At 66.3% G+C, this 23,625-nt stretch carries 22 protein-coding genes and 1 pseudogene; 6 read left to right on the top strand and 17 right to left on the bottom strand.

Annotation, left to right across the window (positions count from 1 at the left end; translation table 11 throughout):
* Positions 1–5: 5 nt before the first annotated feature.
* Complete coding sequence (hmpA, locus tag HMPREF2581_RS08515; protein WP_003138913.1) at positions 6–1,187, bottom strand: NO-inducible flavohemoprotein; 1,182 nt, start codon at positions 1,185–1,187, stop codon at positions 6–8.
* 154 nt (positions 1,188–1,341) lie between these two features.
* On the opposite strand from hmpA, the gene norR reads away from it, so the two are divergent.
* The 3 genes from norR (at position 1,342) to mvaU (ending at position 4,013) form a co-directional block, all read left to right on the top strand.
* Complete coding sequence (norR, locus tag HMPREF2581_RS08510) at positions 1,342–2,895, top strand: nitric oxide reductase transcriptional regulator NorR (protein WP_003090504.1); 1,554 nt, start codon at positions 1,342–1,344, stop codon at positions 2,893–2,895.
* Between the two features lie 100 nt (positions 2,896–2,995).
* A complete protein-coding gene (gene queD / locus HMPREF2581_RS08505) occupies positions 2,996–3,352 on the top strand; it encodes a 6-carboxytetrahydropterin synthase QueD (protein ID WP_003090505.1) in 357 nt (118 codons plus the stop codon).
* Between the two features lie 307 nt (positions 3,353–3,659).
* Positions 3,660–4,013, top strand: coding sequence for a histone-like nucleoid-structuring protein MvaU (mvaU, locus tag HMPREF2581_RS08500; protein ID WP_003090506.1), 354 nt, complete (start codon positions 3,660–3,662; stop codon positions 4,011–4,013).
* Between the two features lie 75 nt (positions 4,014–4,088).
* On the opposite strand, the gene HMPREF2581_RS08495 is transcribed toward mvaU, so the two are convergent.
* The 12 genes from HMPREF2581_RS08495 to HMPREF2581_RS08440 form a co-directional block, all read right to left on the bottom strand.
* The gene (locus HMPREF2581_RS08495; protein ID WP_003097713.1) at positions 4,089–4,385 is read right to left on the bottom strand and encodes a VF_A0006 family four-cysteine protein; all 297 of its coding nucleotides are present in this window, start codon (positions 4,383–4,385) and stop codon (positions 4,089–4,091) included.
* Between the two features lie 263 nt (positions 4,386–4,648).
* Positions 4,649–5,233 carry a GspMb/PilO family protein gene (locus HMPREF2581_RS08490; RefSeq protein WP_003138910.1) on the bottom strand — a complete coding sequence of 195 codons (585 nt, stop codon included), beginning with the start codon at positions 5,231–5,233 and terminating at the stop codon, positions 4,649–4,651.
* Positions 5,233–5,616: a hypothetical protein gene (locus HMPREF2581_RS33295; protein ID WP_003162130.1), complete on the bottom strand. Its 384-nt coding sequence runs from the start codon at positions 5,614–5,616 to the stop codon at positions 5,233–5,235. The genes HMPREF2581_RS08490 and HMPREF2581_RS33295 overlap by 1 nt, the downstream gene beginning before the upstream one ends.
* A gap of 646 nt (positions 5,617–6,262) precedes the next feature.
* Positions 6,263–7,342, bottom strand: a complete 1,080-nt coding sequence (locus HMPREF2581_RS08480; protein ID WP_003138906.1) for a type II secretion system minor pseudopilin — start codon at positions 7,340–7,342, stop codon at positions 6,263–6,265.
* Positions 7,332–7,922: a PulJ/GspJ family protein gene (locus tag HMPREF2581_RS08475; protein WP_003138903.1), complete on the bottom strand. Its 591-nt coding sequence runs from the start codon at positions 7,920–7,922 to the stop codon at positions 7,332–7,334. Before HMPREF2581_RS08475 ends, HMPREF2581_RS08480 begins: the two co-directional genes overlap by 11 nt.
* Positions 7,919–8,344 (bottom strand): PulJ/GspJ family protein, encoded by a 426-nt coding sequence (locus HMPREF2581_RS08470; protein WP_003138901.1) that lies wholly within the window; start codon positions 8,342–8,344, stop codon positions 7,919–7,921. The genes HMPREF2581_RS08475 and HMPREF2581_RS08470 overlap by 4 nt, the downstream gene beginning before the upstream one ends.
* Positions 8,344–8,754, bottom strand: coding sequence for a prepilin-type N-terminal cleavage/methylation domain-containing protein (locus tag HMPREF2581_RS08465; protein ID WP_003110088.1), 411 nt, complete (start codon positions 8,752–8,754; stop codon positions 8,344–8,346). The genes HMPREF2581_RS08470 and HMPREF2581_RS08465 overlap by 1 nt, the downstream gene beginning before the upstream one ends.
* Positions 8,723–9,157, bottom strand: coding sequence for a type II secretion system major pseudopilin GspG (gspG, locus tag HMPREF2581_RS08460; protein WP_003090519.1), 435 nt, complete (start codon positions 9,155–9,157; stop codon positions 8,723–8,725). Before gspG ends, HMPREF2581_RS08465 begins: the two co-directional genes overlap by 32 nt.
* Before the next feature lie 53 nt (positions 9,158–9,210).
* Positions 9,211–10,398, bottom strand: a complete 1,188-nt coding sequence (locus HMPREF2581_RS08455; RefSeq protein ID WP_003138899.1) for a type II secretion system F family protein — start codon at positions 10,396–10,398, stop codon at positions 9,211–9,213.
* 4 nt (positions 10,399–10,402) lie between these two features.
* Positions 10,403–12,130, bottom strand: a complete 1,728-nt coding sequence (locus HMPREF2581_RS08450; RefSeq protein ID WP_003090521.1) for a GspE/PulE family protein — start codon at positions 12,128–12,130, stop codon at positions 10,403–10,405.
* Entirely contained in the window at positions 12,120–12,923 is an 804-nt protein-coding gene (locus HMPREF2581_RS08445) for an ABC transporter permease (RefSeq protein ID WP_003131067.1), read from the bottom strand. The genes HMPREF2581_RS08450 and HMPREF2581_RS08445 overlap by 11 nt, the downstream gene beginning before the upstream one ends.
* A 592-nt stretch (positions 12,924–13,515) precedes the next feature.
* A complete protein-coding gene (locus tag HMPREF2581_RS08440) occupies positions 13,516–14,268 on the bottom strand; it encodes a class I SAM-dependent methyltransferase (protein ID WP_003138896.1) in 753 nt (250 codons plus the stop codon).
* 225 nt (positions 14,269–14,493) lie between these two features.
* Between HMPREF2581_RS08440 and HMPREF2581_RS08435 the strand changes: the two genes are divergently transcribed.
* The 3 genes from HMPREF2581_RS08435 (at position 14,494) to HMPREF2581_RS08425 (ending at position 17,844) form a co-directional block, all read left to right on the top strand.
* Positions 14,494–15,468, top strand: coding sequence for a quinone oxidoreductase family protein (locus tag HMPREF2581_RS08435; protein WP_003110096.1), 975 nt, complete (start codon positions 14,494–14,496; stop codon positions 15,466–15,468).
* A gap of 22 nt (positions 15,469–15,490) precedes the next feature.
* Entirely contained in the window at positions 15,491–16,420 is a 930-nt protein-coding gene (locus HMPREF2581_RS08430; protein WP_003090525.1) for a LysR family transcriptional regulator, read from the top strand.
* A gap of 182 nt (positions 16,421–16,602) precedes the next feature.
* The gene (locus HMPREF2581_RS08425) at positions 16,603–17,844 is read left to right on the top strand and encodes a dienelactone hydrolase family protein (protein WP_003113399.1); all 1,242 of its coding nucleotides are present in this window, start codon (positions 16,603–16,605) and stop codon (positions 17,842–17,844) included.
* Positions 17,845–17,851: 7 nt separating this feature from the next.
* Here HMPREF2581_RS08425 and HMPREF2581_RS08420 read toward each other — a convergent pair whose 3' ends face one another.
* The 4 genes and pseudogenes from HMPREF2581_RS08420 to HMPREF2581_RS08405 all read right to left on the bottom strand — a co-directional run.
* Positions 17,852–18,814 (bottom strand): threo-3-hydroxy-L-aspartate ammonia-lyase, encoded by a 963-nt coding sequence (locus HMPREF2581_RS08420; RefSeq protein ID WP_003090528.1) that lies wholly within the window; start codon positions 18,812–18,814, stop codon positions 17,852–17,854.
* Positions 18,815–18,976: 162 nt separating this feature from the next.
* Complete coding sequence (locus HMPREF2581_RS08415; RefSeq protein WP_003090543.1) at positions 18,977–19,168, bottom strand: hypothetical protein; 192 nt, start codon at positions 19,166–19,168, stop codon at positions 18,977–18,979.
* Complete coding sequence (tse5, locus tag HMPREF2581_RS08410) at positions 19,165–23,118, bottom strand: type VI secretion system effector Tse5 (RefSeq protein WP_003138894.1); 3,954 nt, start codon at positions 23,116–23,118, stop codon at positions 19,165–19,167. Before tse5 ends, HMPREF2581_RS08415 begins: the two co-directional genes overlap by 4 nt.
* A gap of 49 nt (positions 23,119–23,167) precedes the next feature.
* Positions 23,168–23,625: pseudogene (locus tag HMPREF2581_RS08405) on the bottom strand (type VI secretion system tip protein VgrG); the annotation flags it as partial.

The following is a 23,625-nucleotide window of genomic DNA, read 5'->3' as shown; positions in this document are numbered from 1 at the left end:
TCGCTTCAGGCGTCCAGCGCGGCGGCCGGACCGAAGAACTCGTAGTGGCATTGCTGCGAGGGTACGCCGAGGTCGGCCAGGTGGCGCTTGACCTGCGCCATGAAAGGCCGGGGTCCGAGGAAGTAGGCGTCCAGGTCGCGCTCCTGCGGCAACCAGTCGGCCAGTTTCTCGCGGCTCAGCACTCCCTCGGCGTCGGGACTGTCGCCGACGCGCGGTTCGCTGTAGCAGAAGAAGTGCTCGACCTGCTCGTGCTGCGCCGACACATCTTCGATCCAGTCGCGGAAGGCATGCACGCCGCCATGCCGGGCGCAATGGATGAAGCGGATCGGCCGCGCCTGCGGCAGCGCTTCCTGCAACATGGCCAGGGCCGGGGTGATGCCGACGCCGGCGGTGATCAGCACCAGCGGCTTGTCGCTGTCACGCAGGACGAAATCGCCAGCCGGCGGAAACAGATCCAGCTCGTCGCCCTCGGCGACCCGGTCATGCAGGTGATTGGAGACCCGTCCACCCGCCTCGCGCTTGACGCTGATGCGGTATTCGCGGCCGTTGCTGGCAGCGGAAAGCGAATAGTTGCGGCGCACTTCCTCGCCGTCGATGTCCAGCCGCAGGCCGATGTACTGTCCCGGCTGGAACGCCAGCAGCGGCTGGCCGTCCACCGGCTCCAGGTAGAACGAGGTGATTTCCTCGCTCTCCGCCTGCTTGCGTGCCACGTGAAAGCGCCGCACGCCGCGCCAGCCGCCATCGGCCTGGGCGCTGGCGGCATACACCGACTCCTCGGCCTCGATCAGCAGGTCGGCCAGTTGCTGGTAGGCCGCGCCCCAGGCTTCGAGGACTTCGTCGGTGGCGATCTGTTCGCCGAGGACCTCGCGGATCGCCCGCAACAGGCAAGTGCCGACGATCGGATAGTGTTCGGGCAACACCTGCAGGGAGACATGCTTGTTCACCACCTTGGCCACCAGCGGGCCGAGTTCCTGCAACTGGTCGATGTGCCTGGCGTACATCAGCACGCCATTGGCCAGCGCCCGCGGCTGGTCGCCGCTGGCCTGGTGGGCCTGGTTGAACAGCGGGCGAACCTCGGGGTACTCGCCGAGCATGGTGCGGTAGAAATGGGTGATCAGCGCTTCACCGCCGGTCTCCAGCAGCGGTACGGTGGCTTTGATGAGGGCACGTTGGGCATTGGACAACATAGATGACTCCTGACGCATGCAAGGTTTTGTTTCACCTCGAAGCATTTCAGGAAGCGTGCCAAGGCAAACTACCAGAATTCACGGGCCTTGCAGGCCGGCATAGGTCATAATGACTGCAACCATTCAGAGTCATTAGGACTGCAAAGAGGTCGAAATGACCACCAATCCCTTGCTTGCCACCCTGATCCCGCTGGTTGCCGACCTGTCCCGCGACCTGCCGGAAGACGAACGCTACCGCCGCCTGCTCCAGGCCCTGCGCGACCTGCTGCCCTGCGACGCCACCGCGCTGCTGCGCCTGGACGGCGAATACCTGATCCCGCTGGCGGTGGACGGCCTCAGCCCGGACACCCTCGGCCGGCGCTTCCGGGTCGGCGAACATCCGCGCCTCGAGGCTCTCCTGGAGCGCCGCGGGCCGACCCGCTTCCCCGCCGACTGCGGCCTGCCCGATCCCTACGACGGTCTGGTGGAAGGCCTCCACGGCCACCTGGAAATCCATGATTGCCTGGGCTGTCCGCTGTACCTCGACGACCAGCCCTGGGGCTTGCTGACCCTGGATACCCTCGATCCGTCGCGCTTCGCCAGCGCCGACCTGGATACCCTGGAGGCCTTCGCCAGCCTCGCCGCCGCCACGGTCAAGGCCAGCGAGCGGATGCGCGACCTGACCCGCCGCGCCGAGGACGAGCACCAGCGCGCCGAGGCCTATCTCGAAGCCGCTGGCGAGCGGCCACGGGAAATGATCGGCCAGAGCGCCGCGCACAAGGCGCTGCTGGAAGAAATCCGCCTGGTCGCCAACAGCGACCTGAGCGTACTGATCACCGGCGAGACCGGGGTCGGCAAGGAACTGGTGGCGCAATCCATCCACCGGCATTCCATGCGCAGCGGCAAGCCGATGATCAGTCTCAACTGCGCCGCGCTGCCCGAGACCCTGGTGGAAAGCGAATTGTTCGGCCATGTGCGCGGCGCCTTCTCCGGCGCGGTCAACGAACGGCGCGGCAAGTTCGAACTGGCCGACGGCGGCAGCCTGTTCCTCGACGAGGTCGGCGAGTTGCCGCTGGCGGTGCAGGCCAAGCTGCTCCGCGTGCTGCAGAGCGGGCAGTTGCAGCGGGTCGGCTCCGATCGCGAGCACCGCGTCGACGTACGCCTGATCGCAGCCACCAACCGCGACCTGGCCGAGGAAGTACGTGCCGGGCGCTTCCGCGCCGATCTCTACCATCGCCTCAGCGTCTATCCCTTGCGCGTGCCGCCGCTGCGCGAGCGCGGCCGCGATATCCTCCTGCTGGCCGGCTACTTCCTCGAGGAAAACCGACCGCGCCTGGGACTGCGCAGCCTGCGCCTGGACCACGAGGCCCAGGCCGCGCTCCTCGACTATCGCTGGCCGGGCAACGTGCGCGAACTCGAGCACCTGGTCGGCCGCGCCTCGCTCAAGGCCCTCGGCCACAATCCGGAGCGGTCGCGGATCGTCACCCTGCATCGGCAGGATCTCGACCTGCCCGCGGAAACCCCCGCGCCACCTCGCAGCGTGGTCGAGCCCGCGCCCGCCGCGCCAACGACCGGTCACTCGTTGCGCGCGGCCACCGACGCCTACCAACGCCACCTGATCCAGGACTGCCTGGCCCGTCACCAGGGAAGCTGGGCCTCGGCTGCACGCGAGCTGGGCCTGGATCGCGCCAACCTGGCGCGCCTGGCGCGCCGCCTGCAACTCAGGTGAACGACCGCCCGGTCGGAGCAGACCGGGTCCGGCGCGCAAACCTGCTACCATGGCGCCCCCATTCCGGTTGTCCGATAACCCCGATCCAGAGCGCACTACAGTGGAACTCTTCAAAGAATTCACCTTCGAATCCGCCCATCGCCTGCCCCACGTCCCCGAAGGCCACAAATGCGGGCGCCTGCACGGCCACTCGTTCCGTGTCGCCATCCACATCGAAGGCGAGGTCGATCCGCATACCGGCTGGATCCGCGACTTCGCGGAAATCAAGGCGATCTTCAAGCCGATCTACGAGCAACTCGACCACAATTATCTGAACGATATTCCAGGCTTGGAAAACCCCACCAGCGAAAACCTCTGCCGCTGGATCTGGCAACAACTCAAGCCGCTGTTGCCGGAACTCTCCAAGGTCCGCGTCCACGAAACTTGCACCAGCGGTTGCGAATATCGGGGCGATTGATTCGCCCGACTCTCCCCTGGCGCTTCGCCATCTGCTCTAAAACGGGCTTCCACACAACGGGCCCGTTCTGCCATCTCTCTCCCATGGGTTGTACGAAGCATTATCCCCACGGACATAAAGGTTTCATATTCTTCCGGGAAACATCCGGCAAGCTGTCCCCACAGTCCGTTAGTCAATAAAACCGTGCAACTATATTGTTCTTCCAGTAGATAAAGACTTATCCTTTGCCGCGGACACGGAAAGTCCGTAAAGCCACTATAAATGCACCAAAACCCAGCACCATATTTTTAGAACGGGAGTGAAACGAATGTCCAAACTTGCCGAGTTCCGCGAGGCAGAGCGCAAACTTCAGGAGCAACTGGCCCTGCTGGAAAAGCTGAAAAGCGACAGCAGCCTGAAGCAGGAACTGGAATTCAAGGACAAGTTGCAGGCGTTGATGGACAAGTACGGCATGACCCTGCACAACATCATCGCCATCCTCGACCCCAAGGCTCCGGTCACCGTCAGCGCCGCTCCGCAGCGCCGTGCCCGCGCCCTGAAAGTCTACAAGAACCCGAACAACGGTGAAGTCGTCGAAACCAAGGGCGGCAACCACAAGGTTCTGAAAGCCTGGAAAGAACAGTACGGTTCCGAAACCGTCGAATCCTGGCTGCAACGCTAAGCCGGTTTTCCCGACGGCATCCTGCCGATGCCGTCGGAAACCCCACTGGCTACTTTCGCTCCCCTCCTCGCCAGATCAATTCTGCGACTTCGATTCGCAAGCGCTCCTGATCTTCTGCGCCGCCAGGTTGTTCTCCACCCCCGGCAGGTTCTCCAGCAGACACTCGTAATAAGCCTTTTCCCGCGACAGCAGGAAGGAGCCGTCGTTATACAACTTGTCGCAGGCCTGGGTGATGAAGTGAACCGCCACCCCGCTCTTCGCCGTGCGTTGGTAGTCGAGTATGCATTGGTCGTAGTCCTTGTCGTCGGCGAGAGCGGAAAGCGGGAATAACAGCAGCAGGGGCAGCAGGAACTTCATGGCAATGGTATCCATGGGAAAGTTGTGCTCCAGCATGGACGAGCCGGCTCGGAGTGCCAAGCCGACCATGAAGTAAAATTTTGCACTTGTTTACAGGCCGGACCAGACTGGCCGTTCTTCGCTGCGCGAATGCGACAATGGCGGGCCGGAGAGCCGAATCGCAGGCGTCCCGAGCGGATTCGGTTTCCCGGCCGCCTGGCGGCAACTCGCTCCATCGAAGGGCACCGCCCTCCGCCGAACTCTTCCAGCAAACGGGTGCTGCCCGATCCGCATCCGCTTCAATAGGCCGCTACGAACAGGAACGACAATTGTAGATTGAGCATGGGCGACGACATATTGTTCAGTTCCAGAAACTCCACCGATACTTGCCGCTGCTCCGCTTCTATATCCTGCAACAACCGACTGAACGAGGCTGGCTGCAACTGCCCGCGAACCTGGGCCTCGATACGCGCGATCGTCCCTTGCTTCTCGAAGCCGCGAGGAAGCAGTACGCTCACTTCCGCGTCAGGGACGCCCGCCAGGCGAACCCGCTCGGTCAGCCAGGCCTGCACATCGGCCCTCGCCTGCGACGCATTCGGCGCCTGCCAGAAGCGCTCTCGCTGAAGGTTCAGTACCTGCTCCGCCTGCATCGCCCGCTCCGGCCAGGCGGTCTGCCGGGAAACGTCCTGGAGCTTGAGCCATTCCCCGGCCAGACGACGATATTCCTCCCCTCGTTCCTCCCTCCAATCCATGCTGAGCATGACCAGATGCACAACCAGCAGCAGGCACAGGCTCCAGATGGCCATGCGCAAGAGTGGTTTTTCCTGCCATTGTCGTTGCAGGTTCCGCCCCTGGAACTGCAGTGATCGCTGGAAGTCCGACATCAGGCACCCTCCCCCGGCGTACGCAGGACCAGGCTCAGCGATAGCCCCTCGCTCTGCGAAGGTTCCACCCTGACATCTTCGAAACTCCCCGACTCCATGAAACGCCTCACATAGAGACGCGGGTCGACACTGTCGGTGCCAATCCGCAACTCCAGCTCGGAGCCTCGATAGCGCCAGGCGAGCAACCGACTGTCCTTCGGCAACAGTTCCGCTACCTGTCCCAGCAGCGCCACCTGCGAGCGATGCTGCAAAGCGCGCCCCAGCTCCGTGGCCATCCGATTGGTCTGCAAGGCCTGGTTGCGTGCGCTGAGGATCGGCGAGACCTGGCCGCTCAGCTGGTCGTACTGCGTTCGCAGCGCACGCTCGGCCCACCACCAGGACAAACCTTCCCCCAGATTGAATCCGCATCCCAGCAACAGGGTGGCTATGAGCCCATGCGGCAACCAACGCTCCCATCGCAGCAGCGTTGCTTCCGCCGCCGGAACGGCCCAGGGACGGCCCAGCGCTTCCCCAGGCTCGGCAACCAGGCTCTCCGGAATGCGTATTCCCGCCAGCCCCCGGAGCAACCGAACCCATTGTTCTGGCTGGGGTGGGCTGGGAAAGAAATGGCTCAGGACAAGGCAGTCATCTCTCCAGACCTGCAGATCCAGCCCGGAGCGAACCCGAAGCAGCCGAACCGTCTCGCCTTCCGCGACCGACCGAGGGGGAGCCTGCAGGAGGGATTCGGGGATACAGCGATAACGCCGAGGTTGGTCGACGCAGTCTTCGGCAACGGCCTCCCGGACCTCCTCATCCCAGAACCAGACCAGAGCATGGCCACCCCGCCAGGCTACGTAATGGCCTGCGCGGCGAAAAGGCGCCAGGGCGGCAAGCTTCAACGCCAGTGCCTGATACCGGTCAGAGCGCGGCACATGATTGAGATCGAGACAGCGATAGACACACCACGCCCGATCCACGATCCACTGCGCTGGGGCGCGCCGCGCCAACCCTGTACCTCTACGTACCCACTCAAGCTGCGCCCGGCCATCCTTACCACGGCCTTGCCACAAGCGGGGCGGCAAGAACCCCGGGGGCGATATCGGGATGCAGCGGAGGATTCGAGTAGCGATCATTTATCTTCACGGACCTCTTCGAGAGAAGCTGCCAGGGTGGCAGCAGGCGGTGCTCTGAGTTGAAGCGGACCTCGTATTCCGTCCCCTGCTCGGCTCCTGGCGGGTAGAGCCGAATCGACAGGACCGGACTGGCCAGGCGCGCCCATCCATCCTCGGGAACCAGCCTCGCATGACCCCCGAGGACGTCATGCAGGTCCGACATCCGGGTGAACGGACGCTGCCAGCGGGCTTGCAGCAGTCGGCCGACAGCGTCCTCCGGTAATCCCCAGGCAAGAGACAGGATTCGGGCATCCGCGGTGTTGATGTTCAGCGCCGCCTCGTCCGCCGCAACCAGATCGCGCCAACCGGCGTCGAGCAAATGCGCTTCCCAGGGGCGCCAGGCCTCCAGCCGGAAGACTTCCATCACCGAGCGCAACGGACGGCGCCGGGCCTGGCCCGGAGAGGACCTGTCGCTGGCTTGCGCGGCGCTACCCAGTCGTGGAGCGGCGCCGGGATAGAGATAGCTGAACCATTGGGCGACCATGACCTGCACCTGCTCGGCGGGAACCCCCAACCCCGCCAGCAGCCTGGACAGTACCCGCGGATCGATGCCGGAAAGACTGAGGCGCGCGGAGCGATCGAGCAGCGCAATGCACCAGCCATTGGCCATGCAGAACTCCCGGCCATCCAGAGGCAGCTCCCCGCCAATGGGCAGGATCGAAGTGTCCATGTCCACCTTGCTCGGCGCGGCGCCAGCATTTCCCGGTACGCTCAGGCCCGCGACGGTATAGCGCTGGGTAGCCACCAGCCATTGGACCCGCGCCAGCAAGGCATGCTCCTCCAGCTCACGAAGCAGCGCCTTGCGCCGGTTTTCCGTGGCATCCAGCGAGCGCCCGACCCAGAGTACAGCGGCACTGGCCAGCAGGGTCATGATGGCCAGGAACCAGACCACTCCGACCAGAACGAAGCCAGACGAGCGGGCAGACGCCGCATGTCGGCATGCGCCATCAGAAATCATGTTCGGCGGGCCTCGCTCTGGGCAGCGCGACCGCGACAAGGACAAACAGGCGCTCCTCGGGAGCCGTCAGTGCCATCGCCTCGGGAAGGGTATCGGCCAGTTGCGCGCTCGGCGGCCAGTCCCGGTGCCACTGGCCGTGACCGTCCAGATAGCGGAAGCGAGCTTCGCCGCGCAGATGCAGGAGGGGCCAGCGACTGTCCTCCAGCCTTCGCACATAGATCAACTCGGTCCTGTCCTCTCCTGCCCGCCGCTCGAGCCGGAAGGCCAAGGGCGTCGGGATGCCCGCACGGCGATCCAGGGCCGCGGCAGACATGGCCTCGAAACTGAGTTCGTCCCCTCGCAGACGCCAGCGGACCTCGCCAGCCTCGGGAGCGACCAGGTTCTCCACCGCATCACGGAACCAATCGAAGGTCAGCGCCCGGACCTGTCCGCGCCCCAGGTTCTGGTGCAAGGACTGGTTGGCCTTGCTGGCATAGCTCAACCCTTGCATGAGCAACGTGCCGATGAAGGAAACGACCAGCAGCACCACGATCATCTCGAGCAGGGTGAATGCATCCTGTTTTCGTCGCGAGCGGATCATGGTCCATCACCCAGTCGCGCTGGGATGACCACGTAACCGGGAAGCTCCAGTTGCAGCGCCTGCGGCGTTCCATCGCCGGCCTGGATGCTGGCGACGACCCTGAACAAGGTCACGTCGTAGATGCCCGGACTGCCGCTATGGCGGCCCACCGCCGCTTTCGATGCGGACAGCGGCGAACTTCGCCACTCCAGCCGGTAGTGCCCCAGCCGGACCCTGCCTGCGGGTTCGAGCGCAGGGTTCATGCGCTCCAGATAGGCCATCGCCACCCGGGCCGTCTCGATGCGCAGCTCGGCCGCCTCGACCCGCTGCATGCTCCGAAAGGCACTGTTGAGCCAGGCGAATAGCGCACCGCCGACCACTGCCAGGAGCGTCAGCGCAACCACCGCCTCCAGGAGCGTGAAGCCTTCCTGCCGCGCCGGCATCAGCGGATCGTCCCGGGCGCGCAGAGGGGGGGCTGAAGCAGCAGCGTATGTGTCGCGCGCCCATGATGGACCTGCAACTTTCCGCCCAGGCAAACTCCGTTTGCCATGTAACGTATCGGCGGCCGAGCAGTAACCGTCCAGCCATCGGGCAGTCGCAGCAACTGCTCGGGAACCGCCCCGCTCTCATCAATGAGCAGCTCCCGCCCGTCGCTGCGCACGCGATAGCCCAGGGTCTGCAATTGATTGAACAGATCGTCCAGCGCGGTCCTGCGCGCCCAGGTCTCCTGCATCCTCACCAGGCCGGGCAACGCCACCGCAGCAATGGCCCCGACGATCACCAGCACCACCAGCAGTTCGAGCAAGGTGAACGCGGCCTGGTCAACGTTTGGGCGCGTAACCGACATCGGCATCCAGGCCTTTCCCACCGGGCTGCCCATCCGCGCCCTGGCTGTAGAGAGTGAAGGGTTGTTCGGCACTCGGCCTGTCGCTGTACAGGTAAGGCCGGTTCCAGGGGTCCAGCGGTACGCCGCCCTCGAGGTAGGGCCCGTGCCAGAAGGCCCCGAGACGTTCATCGGAAGGCGGCGTGTTGAGTAGCGCCAGGCCTTCTTCTTCGGTCGGCAGCCGGCCGATGTCCAGGCGCATGGTGAGCAACGCGCCCTTGAGCATCTTCACCTGGGTATCCGCCGTCTGCGCCTTCGCCTTGTCGGCCTGACTGAACAGTCGCGGCCCGACGAGCCCCATCAGCATGCCGATAATCACCAACACCACAATCATCTCGAGCAGGGTGAAGCCCTGTTGTGCAGCTCTGTTCATACGGTTTCCACTTCACGTCTCATCCAACCAGCCGCGGCATCGATACCCGGCATTCAAAGCACCATGTCGTTGGCGCTGGTAATCGCCAGTACCACGCCGGTAATGATCAGGCCGAACACAGAGCCGATCAGCAGGATCGCCAGAGGCTCGATCAGCACCAGGGCCTTTTTCATTCGCGCCTGCCCGGCCTCTCCATAGAGCGTCGCCAGGCTCTGCAGCATCTCCGCGAGCTGCCCGGAGGCCTCTCCAACCCGCACCAGGCTCGAACCGATGGACGTGACCGCCTGGCGCTCCTCCAACGCTGCCGACAAGGCGATGCCGGCCCGCACATCCTGGGTGACTCGCTCCAGGGTCCGGCGCTGCCGGGCAATGCGGACGCCAGCGGCGGAAAGCGCCAGGGCCTCCACCAGCGGCACACGATTTCCCAGCAGGGTTCCAAGCACCTTCGACCATTGCGCTATTTCCGCCTGCATCAACCATTCCCCGACTACGGGCAGGCGCACCAACTGGTCGAGCGCATGGGCGCGGAGCGCCGGATTGCGCAGCGCCACGGCAATGCCGCCAGCAAGCAGCAGGACGGCGAACGCCAGCAAGCCGGAACTCTCGTTGCTCCATACCCCGATGCTCAGCACTGCCCAGGCAAGCCACGGAAGCTGGGCGGTCTCGTTCAGGAGATTGGCGAATTTCGGAACGACGAAGACGAACAGGGTCGCCACGGCGAGCACCCCGCTGAGCACCAGAATCGCAGGGTAGATCAGCGCCCCTTGCAACTCGGCGCGGGTTCGCCGTTCGTATTCCATCTGCGTGGCACAGTCCCTCAGGGCTCCTGCGAGGTTTCCGGTCATCTCGCCGGCCGCCACCAGTTGATATACATAGCGCGGCAGGTCGAGGCCGGCGCTCTCCAGCACCACGGGAAAGGACTGCCCCTGGCGCAGACCATTGGCCATCGCCTGCAGGGCGGAAATCAACTTCGGGTGGCGCGCGCCTCGCTCCTGGGCCTCCACCGCGTCGGCCATGCTCACTCCCGCCGCGAGCATGGTGGCCAGCTCGTGGATGGCCATGTTCAATTCCTCGGCCTTGAGCCGACGTCGCGAGCCCAGGTTGCGGCGTTTCACCTCCAGGCTGAGCGGGGTGAGCCCCTGGCGCTGCAACTGCCGCAGCGCATCCTGGCGCGTGGGGAGGCAGAGTTCGCCACGAACGCGCCTGCCCTTGCGATCGACGGCTTGGTAGATGAAATTCATGGACTTAGCCGCTGGTCACGCGATGCACCTCGTCAAGACTGGTCATACCCAACCAGGCCTTGATCAAGCCATCTTCACGCAGATTGCGCTGTCCCTGGCTGGCGGCAAGCCGATGCATCTGTTCGAGGGAAGCTCTCTGCACGATCAGGTCGCGCATCTCGGAAGACAGATCGACGAGTTCGTAGATGCCCACACGGCCGCTGTAGCCGGTACCTTCGCAGCGGCCGCAGCCTCGCGCCACGCGCCATTGCGCTGCCTGCCCCGGGAACAGCCGCGCGGTGGCCGCCTCGGTCGCTGCCAGATCGGCCGCAGCAAGGGTTGGCTCGCAAGGTTCCGCGCAGTGGGCGCACAACCTGCGCACCAGTCGCTGGGCCTGGACACCGCGCACCGGCGAAGCCACCAGGAAGGGTTCCACGCCCATGTCGATCAAGCGCGTGAAGGCACTCACCGCATCGTTGGTATGCAGGGTCGAAAGCACCAGGTGACCGGTGAGCGAGGACTGTACGGCGATCTCCGCCGTCTCCAGGTCGCGTATCTCCCCGATCATGATCACATCGGGATCCTGCCGCAGGATCGAGCGCAAGGCGGCAGCGAAGGTCAGGCCGATGTCGGCATGGACCTGGACCTGGGTGATGTTGGGCACCTGGTACTCCACGGGATCTTCCACGCTGATGAGCTTGCGCACGCCATCATTGATTTCCTCCAGCGCGCCATAGAGCGTGGTGGACTTGCCCGATCCGGTGGGGCCGGTCACCAGGATGATGCCGTGGGGTTCCGCTACCCATGCACGCATCCTCCGCAAGTGGTCCGGGAGCATCCCGAGCCGGTCCAGGCGCAACCCCTCGCGCTCCTTCGGCAACAGGCGCATGACCACCGATTCGCCATGCACCCCTGGCAAGGTGGAGACCCGCACGTCGAGCTCCGTACCGCTGACCCGGATGCTCATGCGTCCATCCTGCGGCAACCGTCGCTCCGCGATGTCGATGGCGGAGATCAGCTTGATCCGCGAGACAACCGCCGCGAATCGCTCGCGGGGAAGGCTCAGTTGGTCGTGCAGGACGCCGTCGACGCGGAAGCGGATACGGAAGTCGAACTCCCGGGGTTCGATGTGAATATCCGAAGAGCGCTTTTCCATGGCCTGGCTCATCACGTTGTTGACGAGTTCGACTACCGGCGCCTCCTCCGCCAGCTCCCGCAGGTAGCGGATGTCTTCGCTGCCGTAGGCGTGCCGATCCGCACCTTGCCGGGCCAGGTCCAGGGAATGCTCCAACCAGCCGTCCAGATCCTGGGAGCGGCACAGCACTGCTTGAATCGAGCGCTCCGGATAGAAATAGCCCAGGGTTTCGCGTATCGAAGGAGATAACGGATCACGCGCCGCGAACAGCAGTTGCTCGCCCTCCTCCCAGACCACCAGTTGCTCTTCGACGAACCAGTCGGTATTGATCGGGGTGCTGAGCAGGAATGCGGCGATGGACTCTTCGCTCGGCTTCCGCAGGTCGTCCCCCACCAGCGGCAACCGCAGTTGCTCCGCCAGCACCTGCATGAGGGTATTTTCCGAGATGGCTCCGGAACGCACGAGAATACCTCCCAGGCGGCCGCCAAGCCGGCGTTGCAGGTCGAGCGCCCGCTCGAGTTCCTGGCCGCTCACCAACCCGCGTTCGAGCAAACGCTGCCCCAGCGGTATCCACTCGGCCGTCACCTGCGGGCCCGGGGAAACGGCCTCAGAGGACATCTGCAAAACCTTCCTGTACCCGACGGAACCAGAGGAAGCCCGATGAACAGACCAGCAGCGACGCAACGCAATAAACGCTGAAGACCTCAAGGGTCGGATAGGGAGCATCGAAAAGGATCGCCCTGACCATTTCCACCGGGATCGTCAGCGGATTGAGGTACAGGTAGGGCTGCATTACCGGTGGCAAGGATGACAGCGGATAGAACACCGGGCTGATGAATAGCAGAAGCACCAGGAGAAACTGGACGAACTGCCCTATGTCGCGAACATAGACCCCGAGCCCCGCGAGGAACCACGCCAGCCCCGTCACGCAGAGCAGGAAGGGGAGCAGGGCAAGCGGTAGCAGAACCAGTTGCCAGCCCGGCTCGACGCCGCTGAAGAGAAGAAAGATACAGAGCACCAGGTAGCCGAGCATGGCGTTGAAGAATGCGGCCAGCAGCGGTGTGAGGGGGAGTATCTCCAGGGGAAAAACCAGCTTCTTCACGTAGTTGGCGTTGGCCTGGATGATAGTCGGGGCCCTGGACAGGCTTTCAGCGAGGATCCCGTTCAGCAGGAGTCCGGAAAACAGGGTCAAGGCGAAGGAAAGCGTGCTCTGGCTTCCACCCCAGCGCGACTTCAGCACAAAGCCGAAGACAAACGTATAGATCAGCAAGAGCAGGAACGGCGAGACGATGATCCAGATGCGGCCCAACATGGCGTCGCGATAACGCAGTTCGACCTCGCGCCGGGTCATGACCAGCAGGAGCCTGATGCGACTGGCGAGACTGGCCGGTACCAAGAGGGAACCACTCACAGAAAAACTCTCCACGGCGAAGAAGAACAGAACCCGCTAACCATGAAGGATCGAAGCGAGCAGGGCCATCAGCCCCCACTACTTCTGGCGTAAGGTTTTTCTGATTCAAGAAGAGTCTTCAGAAGGCCGGAGCAAGCCGGCACTCTCGCCAACTCGATCTCCCATCGGCTCCGTACCTGCTGGAAAGCACGTGGGTAACCCCGGCAATGGCAACGACTCTCAAGGTGTGGGGCCGGACTGCGCGGAGTGCACCCTCGATTCAGCAGCCAGCGGCAGTGAAACCGGGACGAAAGCAAGACTCATCCTGCAATCGGGGCGATTTCTTCATAGCGCTGGAAAACCTGGCTCAGTGAAACGAAAGCACGCACTGAGCGCCCCGTACGCCAGGGACTGGCAACCTGCACGCCGACCCGCCCTGGGGCGGCATGGCGAGTTCGACGAATACGACTCGGCGCACCACCTGCCCCCTGTGCCCGCGCTCAAGCGACGCCGCGGCTGCCAAGGGGGTTGCAGCGACCTGCGTAGACGGCAGGCGGACGCGATCGGCGCTCTCCCCGCCGTCATGGTTGAGTTTCGGATTGCGTCCGATGGCTCAGCGGATCACCCCGGCGCGCACCGTCAGCGGCCAACTGACCCGATAGCGCGTCTGCGGGTCGCCCCAGGCTTCGCGCAGCTCATCGACGAACGCGGCGCCCGGATCCTGGCCAAGGGCCTTGCCGGCCTCCTTCACCGCCGACCAGGTACCGACATAGCCCAGCAGTTCGTCCAGGGTCCAGGCCACCTCGATAGCCAGGTCCGGCAGGCGGCGCTCCTCGAAGGGGAACGGCAGATTGCGATAGCCCTCCTCCACGTGGCGCCGCTCGGCAGGCCAGTAGGGGCCGACGACCTGGTGGTAGAAGTGCTGGACCAGCGGTTCCATGGGTCCGTCGACATGCAATACGCCATAGGTAACCAGAGCCAGGATGGCGTCCGCGCGGGCCACACGCCGGACTTCCTCGTAGAAGCGCGGCAGGTCCAGCCAGTGGGCGGCCTGGGCGACCGTCACCAGGTCGGCGCTGGCCGCCGCCAGCCCGCTGTCCTCGGCCAGGGACACGCGATACTCGACCCGCTCGCGAGCCTGCGCCTTGTCGATCTGCGCGGCGCTGGCGTCGGTACCGACCACCCGTTCGAAACGCTCGGCCAACAGCACCGTGAGCTGTCCGGTGCCGCAGCCGCAGTCCAGGGCCAGGCGGGTGCCGGGGCAGAGCGCGGCCAGCTCGTCGACCAGCCGCGCCGGGTAGGTCGGACGATGTGCTGCGTAGTTCGCCGAACCGGTGGAGAAATGATCCTTGAAAGGTGCCGTCATGGGACTCTCCCGAAATGATCCCGGCGACCACAGGGACCATGGCCGTCCAGGCTGCCGCCTTACACTAGGCGAATCCTGTTGATACGGAAACACGACTTTCGGTCACCTTGGAGCACCGTCTCACTACTGCATGCGGTGCAGCAATCAACTGCAAAGAACCTACCTGGTCATCCCCGGATGCTTCATTAGACTGCCGGAACGACGAACGCAGCCAAGGAGACCGCCATGCCCAGTCGCATCACCCTCAACGCAAACGGAGGCCCCGAGGTCCTGCGCCTGGAGCAAGTCCAGGCGCAGCAACCGGGCCCCGGCGAGGTCTGGCTGGAGCAGGCCGCCATCGGCGTCAATCCGCTGGACCTCGGCCAGCGCTCGGGAGCGGTACCGATTCCGCTGCCGTCCGGCCTCGGCCTGGAAGGCGCCGGAGTGGTCGCCGCTCTGGGTCCGGGAGTCTCCGGACTGGCGCCGGGCGACCGCGTCGCCTATGCCACCGGCCCGCTGGGCGCCTATGCCAGCGCCCGGCTCTACCCCGCCGAGCGCTTGCTGAAGCTGCCCGACACACTCGCTTTCGAGGACGCGGCGGCGCTGCTGTTCAAGGGCATCACCGCGCACTACCTGCTGCACGCCACCTACCCCGTCGGGCCCGGCACACGCATCCTGCTGTACGGCGCGGCGGGCGCCGTCGGCCAGTTGATGGCGGCCTGGGCCCGGCACCTGGGCGCCTGGGTGATCGGCGTGGTGTCGAAGGCGGAAAGCGTCGAGCGGGCCAGGGCTGCCGGCTGCGACGAGGTGCTGGTGTTCGACGCGGCCAGTCTCGCCGCCCAGGTCGCCGAGCTGACCGCCGGGCGCAAGGTCGATGTGGTCTACGACCCCATCGGTCGCGCTACCTTCGAGGCGTCCCTGGACAGCTTGCGTCCGCGCGGCCTGCTGGTGTCCTTCGGCGCTACCTCCGGCGTGCCGCCAGCCGTCGAAGTCGCCACCCTCAACGCCAAGGGTTCGCTGTTCCTCACCCGTCCCTCGCTCGCCGCCCACACCGCCAACCCGGAAGAATACCGGCTACGCGCGCAGGCTGTGCTGCGCGCCCATGCAGACGGTGTCATCCAGCCCCGGGTCTGGCGGCGCTACCCGCTGGCCGAGGCGGCCGTGGCGCATACCGATCTGCTGGAGGGACGCTCGCAAGGCGCGCTGGTACTCTTGCCCTGACCCACCCGCAAGAGGCGCATGCATGCAACCGTTCGACAGCCGGCAGGCCGATGAAGTCGCCACGCTCCTGGCCCTGGCCGAGCACGGTTCGTTCGCCGCCGCCGGCCGCGCCCTGCAACGACATCCCTCGGTGCTCTCGAAGCGGCTCGGCGCACTGGAGCGCCGCCTCGGCATCCGCCTGGTCGAACGCACCACCCGGCAACTGCGCTTCACCGATGAAGGCGAGCGCCTGGCGAGCCGCTTCCGCCAGGCCGTCGACCTGCTCGACGAGGCCGAGCACGAAGCCAGCCTGGGCGCCGCGCAACTGCGCGGACGCCTGCGCATCGCCCTGCCATCGGCGATGGGCCGGCTCTGGCTCGGTCCGCTGCTGGCGGAGTTCGCCCTGGCGCATCCGCAGGTGGTGCTGGAAACCGACTATTCGGAGCGCTTCGTCGACATCATCGCGGAAGGCTTCGACCTCGCGATCCGGGTCGGCGAACTGGCCGACAGCCGCCTGGTGGCCAGGCGGCTGTGCGCCCACCGGCGCATCCTCGGCGCCGCTCCCGACTACCTGGAGCGGCATGGGGTACCGCGTATCCCGGCCGACCTGGCGGCACACAATTGCCTCGGCTTCAGCGGACTGCACTCGTACCCGGAATGGAAGCTGACCCGCCAGGACGAACAGCAGCCCGTGCGGGTACGCGGCTCGATGGTCAGCAACGACAACGAGGCCCTGCTCTGCGCCGCACGCCAGGGCCTGGGCATCTTCGCCGCCGGCGAGTGGCTGATGAGCCGCGACCTCGAAGCCGGCAGGCTGGTACGGGTGCTGCCGGAGTGGCAACTGGACGCCGACGCCGGCGTCTACCTGGTGCGCCCCTCGGCGCGCTACGCCACGGCGGCGGCCAGCGCGTTCCGCCAATGGGTGGAAGCGCGGTTCGCCGCGGGCCCGCCCTGGCAGCGCCAGCGGGACTGAGCGGTATCCGCGAGCGGCTCGCCGAGGATCGCGCCGCCTCCCGCCCCTCGCTCCCGGACAATCCGGATACCCTCCCGCCAGCATGCGGATAGCCAATGACCCGCCGGCCGGTTCCTACTAGGCTGGTTCGCTTCGCTTTCCCGTTTTCCCACTCCAACAACAACCCGATGAGGAATCCAGGCATGGGACAGTACGTCAGCATCGCCGCGTCCGACGGCAGCGGCCGGTTCGACGCGTATCTCGCGCTCCCCGCCAGCGGCAAGGGGCCGGGCGTGGTGATCGGTCAGGAAATCTTCGGCGTCAACGCGAACATGCGCGCGGTGGCCGACCTGTACGCCGAAGAGGGCTACGTGGCCCTGGTCCCCGACCTGTTCTGGCGGCTCCAGCCGGGGGTCGACCTGGGCTACGACGAAGCGGCCTTCGCCAAGGCCATCGAGCTGTTCCAGCGCATCGACCTGGACGCCGCGGTGGACGACATCGCCGCCTGTATCGAGCACCTGCGCCAACGCGAGGAGGTGGTCCACGCCGGGATCGGCTTCGTCGGCTTCTGCATGGGCGGCAAGCTGGCCTACCTCGCCGCGACGCGCACCGACGTCTCCTGCTCGGTGGGCTACTATGGCATGGGCATCGAGGCGCTGCTCGACGAGGCGAAACAGATCAAGGGCCGGCTGGTGCTGCATTTCGCCGAACAGGACGCCTACTGCCCGCAGCAGGCCCGCGACGCGATCCTGCCCTGCCTGCGCAACCTGCCCAAGACCGAGTTGTACCTCTACCCCGGCGTCGATCACGCCTTCGCCCGCGTCGGCGGCATGCACTTCGACAAACCGGCCTACCTGATGGCCCACGAACGCAGCATCGCCGCCCTGAAGCGGGAGATCGGGCCGAACTTCGACCTCTCCGCGCTGTGGGACGAGCATGTGCGCCACGAGTTCGATACCCGCGACGTCGCCGCGACCATGGCGACCATGGTCGCCGAGCCCTACGTCAACCATGTCCCGACCCTCACCGGCGGCGTCGGCCAGCGCGAACTGAGCCGCTTCTACCGCCATCACTTCATCCACGGCAACCCGCCGGACATGACCCTCACGCCGATTTCGCGGACGGTGGGGGCGCTGCAGGTGGTCGACGAGTTCGTCATGCGCTTCACCCACAGCTGCGAGATCGACTGGCTGCTGCCCGGCGTCCCGCCCACCGGGCGCTTCGTGGAAATCCCCATGCTCGGCGTGGTGCGCTTTCGCGGCGACCGCCTTTACCACGAGCACATCTATTGGGACCAGGCCGGCGTGCTGGTGCAGATCGGCCTGCTCGACCCGCAGGGCCTGCCGGTCGCGGGGGTGGAAAGCGCGCGCAAGCTGCTCGACGAAAGCCTGCCGTCGAACCGCCTGATGGCGCGCTGGGCAGCCAGCGAAGGACTCGGCCTCTAGCGGCCGGCTAGCCGCCGAGCAAGGCGCAGAAACGCGCCAGGTCGACGTTACCGCCGCTGAGCAGGATCCCGACCCGCTTGCCGCGCAATTCGTCCTTGCGCTGGCGGGCGGCGGCCAGGCCGAGGCAACCGGTGGGCTCGACCAGCAGCTTCATCCGCGCGGCGAGGAAGCGCATGCCATCCACCAGTTCGGCGTCGCTGGCGGTGAGGATGTCATCGACGTTGCGCTGGATCAGCGGGAAGGTGAGATTGCCCAAATGCTGGGTCTGGGCGCCATCGGCGAGGGTCTGCGGCGTATCGATATGCACGATGGCGCCGCTGCGCAGCGAACGCTGGCCATCGTTGCCGGCCTCCGGCTCCACCCCGTAGATCCGGCAGGCCGGCGCCAGCGCGCGGATCGCCAGGGCGCAGCCGGAGAGCAAGCCGCCGCCGCCGAGGGGCGCGAAGAAGGCGTCCAGCGGACCGACTTCTTCGAACAGTTCCTTGGCCGCGGTGCCCTGCCCGGCCAGCACGTCGGGGTGATCGTAGGGCGGGATCAGGGTCAGGCCATGGCGCTGCGCCAGGTCGCGGCCGATCTGCTCGCGATCTTCCGTATAGCGGTCATAGAGCACTACCTGCCCGCCGTAGCCACGGGTCGCCTCGATCTTCACCGCCGGCGCGTCGGCCGGCATCACGATGGTCGCCGGGATCCCCAGCAAGCGCGCCGAGAGGGCGATGGCCTGGGCGTGGTTGCCGGAGGAGAACGCCACCACCCCGGCGGCACGCTGCTCGGCGGAAAACCGCGACAGCGCGTTGAAGGCGCCGCGGAACTTGAACGCTCCCATGCGCTGCAGGTTTTCGCATTTGAAGAAGACTTCCGCGCCGAGTTCTTCGTCGAGGGTACGCGAGGACATCACCGGCGTGCGGTTGGCATGCCCGGCGATCCGCGCGGCGGCGGCGATCACATCGTCGTAGGTAGGCAGGTCGTGCATGGTCGGTTCCTCGGACCTTGGCAAAGAAGACAGGCAGGTCGCCAGGTTAGCAGGCGAACGCCGCCAGCAGCGCCTGCGCGACAGCATCGGCGGCGGAAGACTGGCGGAGCCATTGACGAAGAGGCCCTGCATGGGTCGATGCTCCGCGATGCCGGGTCGGCCTCACTCGTCCAGGTAGCCGTCCCTGATGCCCTTCGAGCGGCGGTAGAGGTAGAGCCCGAGGCGCAGCACGACGAGCACGCCGAAGAACACCCCGACGGTCACCCAGGTGTTGCCGAAGAACCATTCCAGGCAGACGTAGAGCAACGCCAGCGGTATGCAGACGAGGGTCATCAGCAGGTAATGCTTGATCATTGCGGCGGGCACTCCTCTTCTTCGTCCTTCAGCGGGCATTTGACGATCTGCTTGCCCGTCTGCCAGGCGGCCTGGGTGGCCACGGCCTTCTTGATGGTATCGGCATGGGCGGCCTTGCGCGCGGCCAGCTTGGCCGCGCGGTTGGCGGTGTTGGCCGCCTGTCCGGAAAGGGTCCTGATCGCCTTGGCGGACTGCACCACGGTCTTGCCGGTGCTGAGCATGCCCGGCGCCACGGTGCCGATGGCCGCCGAGGCGCCGACGTGTTTCCAGTTGATGTCGATGCACTTCCACTTGATATCGGTGAGGTCGCGATCGCTGTCCCAGTTGTCCTTCATCTGCCCCAGCACCTGCTTGCCGGTTTGCATCCCCAGCTCGATGCCGGCGCCCAGCGCCGCTCCGATCGCGGCGCGGGCGGCGAAGGCGCCGATCACCACCAGCGGGATGATCAGGCCGGTGGGATCGTAGGCCAGCGTGGGCGCGTTCAGCGCGTAGGCATAGGGGTTGGGGCCACCGCCCAGGCCGAGCGGGTCCTGGCTGGCATAGCGCCCGGCTTCCGGCAGGTAGTAACGGTAGCGGTTGTAGTAGAGGCCGCTTTCCTCATCGTGGTACTGCCCCTGGAAGCGGATCGGCTGCGCACCCGGCTGTCGTTCCGGCGCTACCGCCCGCCAGTCGTCCGGAACGCCCTGCCAACGCAGTTGGCCACGTTCGTCGCTCAGCTGCAGGGGGGTACCGAGGTGATCGGTGTGGAAGAAAGCGATCCGCGCCTCGCCCAGCGCCGGCACGCATTGCGCCGGCAGCGGCTGGCCTTCGGCGGCGAACGCCTGGCGCAGTTGCAGCAGCTCCGGGGGATCGGGCTCGCAGGCCTGCTCCAGGCGCAGCAACGGGACGAAACCGCCCGGTTCGTGAACGGTGGTGCGCAGTTCCCGCGCAAAGGCTTCGGCGCATTGGCGATCGCCGTCCCAGCCGAAGCGCACCTGCTGCTCGACACCGTCGCGCAGCACCACCTTGGCGATCCGTCGCGACAGCGCGTCGTAGCGGTAGCGCGCCTCCAGCCGCGTGCCGTCGGCGTAATCGCGCGTCAGATGGACCAGGCGCTGCGCGCCGTCGTAGGCCAGGCGCAGGCGCTCGCCGTCGGCGCCGATACGCTCGACCAGGTTGCCCAGCGCATCGAAGCGATAGCGGTTGCCGGCGATCCTCTCCACGCGGTTGCCGGCCCAGCGCGCCGGGCCTTCGCCGGCCTGGCTCGCGCGCGTCTCGGAGCGACTGAAACCGGAGCGGTACAGTTCGTTCTCGGCGAATGCCTGGCGAGCGTCCTCGCGCGCGTACTCGCCGACGCCCTCCAGGCGGTTGCCGGCGGCGTCGTAGCGGTAGGTGCTGGCCGCCGCGCCAGCGCGCCGGCTGGCCAGCAGGCGACCGCCGAGGTCGTATTCGTAGCGCACCGACGGATACTGGTTGTCGTCGATGCCGACCAGTTGTCCAAGTCCGTCGTAGCGATAGCCGCGCTGCCAGTCGAAACCGCCGGCCAGACGCAGGCGGCTGCGCTGCAGGCGTCCCAGCGGCGCGTGCTGGCGCTCCTGGGTGAACAACGCGTCATCCTGCCCGTCGCGGCGGGCGTCGCGACGCACCTCGCGGTGCAGGGCATCGCGCTCGAAGGCCAGCTCGACCGCACCGACCAGCGCGCCGTGCAGATGACCCGGGCCATAGGTCAGCCAGGCGACCGGCGGCGCGTCGCCGTAGCGGCTGGTCTGGCGCACGCCTAGCGCGTCGTGGCTGTGCTCGACGCTGTAGACCCAACCGTCGGCATGTACCTGGCTTTCCAGGCGCAGGTTACCGACCTCGTCGTACGTGTAGCGCACCTCGCAATCCGCCCCGCCGGCGCTGGCCAGGCGGCCGTCGGCCAACCAGCGGTAACGCTCGACCAGGGCCGGTGCGTGCTCGGTGGCGGGAACCCGGATGCTCGCCAGGCGGCCGTCGCGGTCGTAGGCATAGGTGGTCTCGCGACCGTCGGCATCCTCGCGGGCGATCAGTTCGTCAGCGGCGTTGTAGCGATAGCGTTGGCGACGACCGTCGAAGCCGGTCTCTTCCACCAGACGGTCCAGCAGGTCGTAGCGGAACTGCGCCTGGACGCCGTTCTCGTTGGTCAGGGCGACCAGCCTGCCGGCTTCGTCGTGCAGGTAGGACAATTCGCCGCCGCCGGCGTCGGAAACCCGCGCCAGCAGATCGCCGTGCCCCCAGGAAAACAGCGTGGCGTGCCCCTTGGCATCGGCGATACGGATCTGCCGCCCAAGGGCGTCGTATTCATAGCTCAGGGCGCTGCCGTCGGCCAATTCCAGGCCGATCAGTTGCCCCAGCGGGTCGTAGCGGCGCCGGGTCAGTTGTCCCAGCGGGTCGCTGCTGGCGACCAAACGTCCTTCGTTGTCGTAGTCGTAACGCCAGACCTGGCCGGAACAATCGGTCAACGCGGCCAACAGGCCGAAGCGGTTCCACTCCAGGCGCCGCTCGCCGCCGCGCGGGTCGACGATTCGCGTCGGCCGGTCGGGCAGGCGCGGGTCTTCGTAGGCGTAGCGGGTGCTGCCGGCCGGGCCGCGCACCGTCGTCGCATTGCCCCGTTCGTCGCGCTCGAAGGTCCAGCGGCGCTGCATCGCGTCCTCCAGCTCGACCAGCAGCCCGGTCTCTTCGTCGACGCGCTTGCGATAGCGCGCCTTGCCCGGCGACTCCTCCTCGAGCATCCGCCCCTGGCCATCGCGCCGGCGCCGCGTCTCCCGTCCCAGCGGATCGCGCATGGCGACCAGGCGGCCGAACAGGTCGTAGTCGAACTCGCTACGGCTGCCGTCGGCCCTGACCAGCGCGGTCCAGCGCCGCTGCCCGCCCTCGCCGGCGAACTCGTAGCGTTCGACGCGGCCGAGGCTGTCGCTGACCTCGGTGGCATCGCGCAGGTAGCGGAAGGTACGGGTCAGGCCGCCCGCCTCGATCTGCTTCACGACCCGCCCGTGCGGAGCATGGACATCCCACTCGTAGCGAACCTCCAGCCCGCCCGGTTCGCCGTGGGCGACCAGCATGTGCTCGCGCCAGGCGAATACCCGGACCACCTGGCCAAGACGGTCGCGCACGGCGATCAGATCGCCGCTGTCGCTGAACTGGTAGCGCACCAGCCAGTCGAGCCCCGGGCTCTGCGGATCGATGTAGTCCGGAGGCGGTCCGTCGTGGCTGGCCAGGATCACGCCGAACAGACGCAGGCCGTCGTCGCCCTCGCTCGGCTCGCAGGCTTGCTGGTAGACCAGCGCATAGCTGCGCCCGGCGCTGTCGCGCACGCCGGTGAGCAGGCCACGTCCGCTCCAGCGGAACTCGGTGCGGTAGCCGGCGCGGCCGAAGCTGGCCTGCAGGCGCCAGATACCGTCGGGGCAACGCTGGAAATGCAGGTAGCTGTGGCCGGACAGCACCAGCACGGAGCCCTCCTGCGTCTGCAGTTCGGCCGGCACCGCCGCCCAGCGCCCGCGCCAGGCCTGCGCTTCGCCGCCGCTCGAACCGCCGCGGCGCAGCCACAGCTCCTCGCTGCCGGAATAATGCTGGGCGCCGGGAGCCAGCGCAGGAAAGCCGATCCGGCGGCCCTGGGCGTCGACCAGCACGCAGGCGTCTTCGCTCAGTTCCAGGTGCATGCTCTCGCCCGGCAGCCACCAGCCCCGGCCGAGCCGGCCGATACGGGGGTTGCTCGACAGGTAGCCACGGGCGAAGGTGAAGGTGTCCGGCGCCGCCAGGGCGAAATCGACCTCTTCCGGCAGCAGCTTGCTGCCGAGCATCGGGTTGACCGGCTTGCCCACCAACGGCACGCAGGCGGACACCCGGTCGGCCAGGCCGACCGCGCTGCTGCCGACGTGCACGGTGGGCGAGCCGGTGGAGATAACCCCTCCCGAGACTTTCTCGCCGACATGGGAAACCGGTAGGCCGCTCATCTATCCATCCTTCCTTGGGAAAAGCCGCGACAGGACATCCGCCCGCCGCTCAACAGTTGATATCGACATTGGGCGAGAGGATCTCGATCTCCCCCGGCGTCAGGCGGATCGTGCTCTGGCCGCAGCGCAAGAGGATCTCGCGGTCGGCGGTCAGCTCGATGCGCTGGCTGCCGAGGGTGATGCTCTGACCGTCCAGGGTGATCTTAGAGCCATCGTCGCTGCCGCCCACGCTCACTTCGTAGCTATCGCCCACCGACAAGGTCTTCTTCTTCATCACCTGGGTGCTCTGGTTCAGCCCGACCACGGTGTTCATCATCATGCCGACGTTCAGGCTGTAGCCGAGCCCGACGTTTTCCATGCGCCCCATGCCGACGTTCTGCAACGAGGCCATGAGGATGGTTTCCGTCTTGTTCATGCCGATCCTGACCGTCTCGTTGCGGTCGACCGTCTTGCTGCGGTTGGCATGCACGGTGATGGTCTCGTTGTTGTCCACGGTCTCGGTGCGAT

This window comes from Pseudomonas sp. HMSC057H01 (genome assembly GCF_001836405.1).
Taxonomy (GTDB): domain Bacteria; phylum Pseudomonadota; class Gammaproteobacteria; order Pseudomonadales; family Pseudomonadaceae; genus Pseudomonas; species Pseudomonas aeruginosa.
The sequence above is the reverse complement of the archived record's forward strand: the minus strand, read 5'-3'. Positions and strand labels throughout refer to the sequence as shown.

Excerpts from the sequence above, each read along its gene's own strand:
- mvaU (WP_003090506.1), top strand. The coding sequence starts at position 3,660 with ATGTCCAAACTTGCCGAGTTCCGCGAGGCAGAGCGCAAACTTCAGGAG.
- HMPREF2581_RS08475 (WP_003138903.1), bottom strand. The coding sequence starts at position 7,922 with ATGATCCGCTCGCGACGAAAACAGGATGCATTCACCCTGCTCGAGATG.
- HMPREF2581_RS08430 (WP_003090525.1), top strand. The coding sequence starts at position 15,491 with ATGCAACCGTTCGACAGCCGGCAGGCCGATGAAGTCGCCACGCTCCTG.
- HMPREF2581_RS08490 (WP_003138910.1), bottom strand. The coding sequence starts at position 5,233 with ATGTCGGACTTCCAGCGATCACTGCAGTTCCAGGGGCGGAACCTGCAA.
- HMPREF2581_RS08415 (WP_003090543.1), bottom strand. The coding sequence starts at position 19,168 with ATGATCAAGCATTACCTGCTGATGACCCTCGTCTGCATACCGCTGGCG.
- gspG (WP_003090519.1), bottom strand. The coding sequence starts at position 9,157 with ATGAACAGAGCTGCACAACAGGGCTTCACCCTGCTCGAGATGATTGTG.
- HMPREF2581_RS08465 (WP_003110088.1), bottom strand. The coding sequence starts at position 8,754 with ATGCCGATGTCGGTTACGCGCCCAAACGTTGACCAGGCCGCGTTCACC.
- HMPREF2581_RS08440 (WP_003138896.1), bottom strand. The coding sequence starts at position 14,268 with ATGACGGCACCTTTCAAGGATCATTTCTCCACCGGTTCGGCGAACTAC.
- hmpA (WP_003138913.1), bottom strand. The coding sequence starts at position 1,187 with ATGTTGTCCAATGCCCAACGTGCCCTCATCAAAGCCACCGTACCGCTG.
- norR (WP_003090504.1), top strand. The coding sequence starts at position 1,342 with ATGACCACCAATCCCTTGCTTGCCACCCTGATCCCGCTGGTTGCCGAC.
- HMPREF2581_RS08435 (WP_003110096.1), top strand. The coding sequence starts at position 14,494 with ATGCCCAGTCGCATCACCCTCAACGCAAACGGAGGCCCCGAGGTCCTG.
- HMPREF2581_RS08470 (WP_003138901.1), bottom strand. The coding sequence starts at position 8,344 with ATGCCGGCGCGGCAGGAAGGCTTCACGCTCCTGGAGGCGGTGGTTGCG.
- HMPREF2581_RS08495 (WP_003097713.1), bottom strand. The coding sequence starts at position 4,385 with ATGGATACCATTGCCATGAAGTTCCTGCTGCCCCTGCTGCTGTTATTC.
- HMPREF2581_RS08480 (WP_003138906.1), bottom strand. The coding sequence starts at position 7,342 with ATGATTTCTGATGGCGCATGCCGACATGCGGCGTCTGCCCGCTCGTCT.
- HMPREF2581_RS08420 (WP_003090528.1), bottom strand. The coding sequence starts at position 18,814 with ATGCACGACCTGCCTACCTACGACGATGTGATCGCCGCCGCCGCGCGG.
- tse5 (WP_003138894.1), bottom strand. The coding sequence starts at position 23,118 with ATGAGCGGCCTACCGGTTTCCCATGTCGGCGAGAAAGTCTCGGGAGGG.
- HMPREF2581_RS08425 (WP_003113399.1), top strand. The coding sequence starts at position 16,603 with ATGGGACAGTACGTCAGCATCGCCGCGTCCGACGGCAGCGGCCGGTTC.
- HMPREF2581_RS08450 (WP_003090521.1), bottom strand. The coding sequence starts at position 12,130 with ATGTCCTCTGAGGCCGTTTCCCCGGGCCCGCAGGTGACGGCCGAGTGG.
- HMPREF2581_RS08455 (WP_003138899.1), bottom strand. The coding sequence starts at position 10,398 with ATGAATTTCATCTACCAAGCCGTCGATCGCAAGGGCAGGCGCGTTCGT.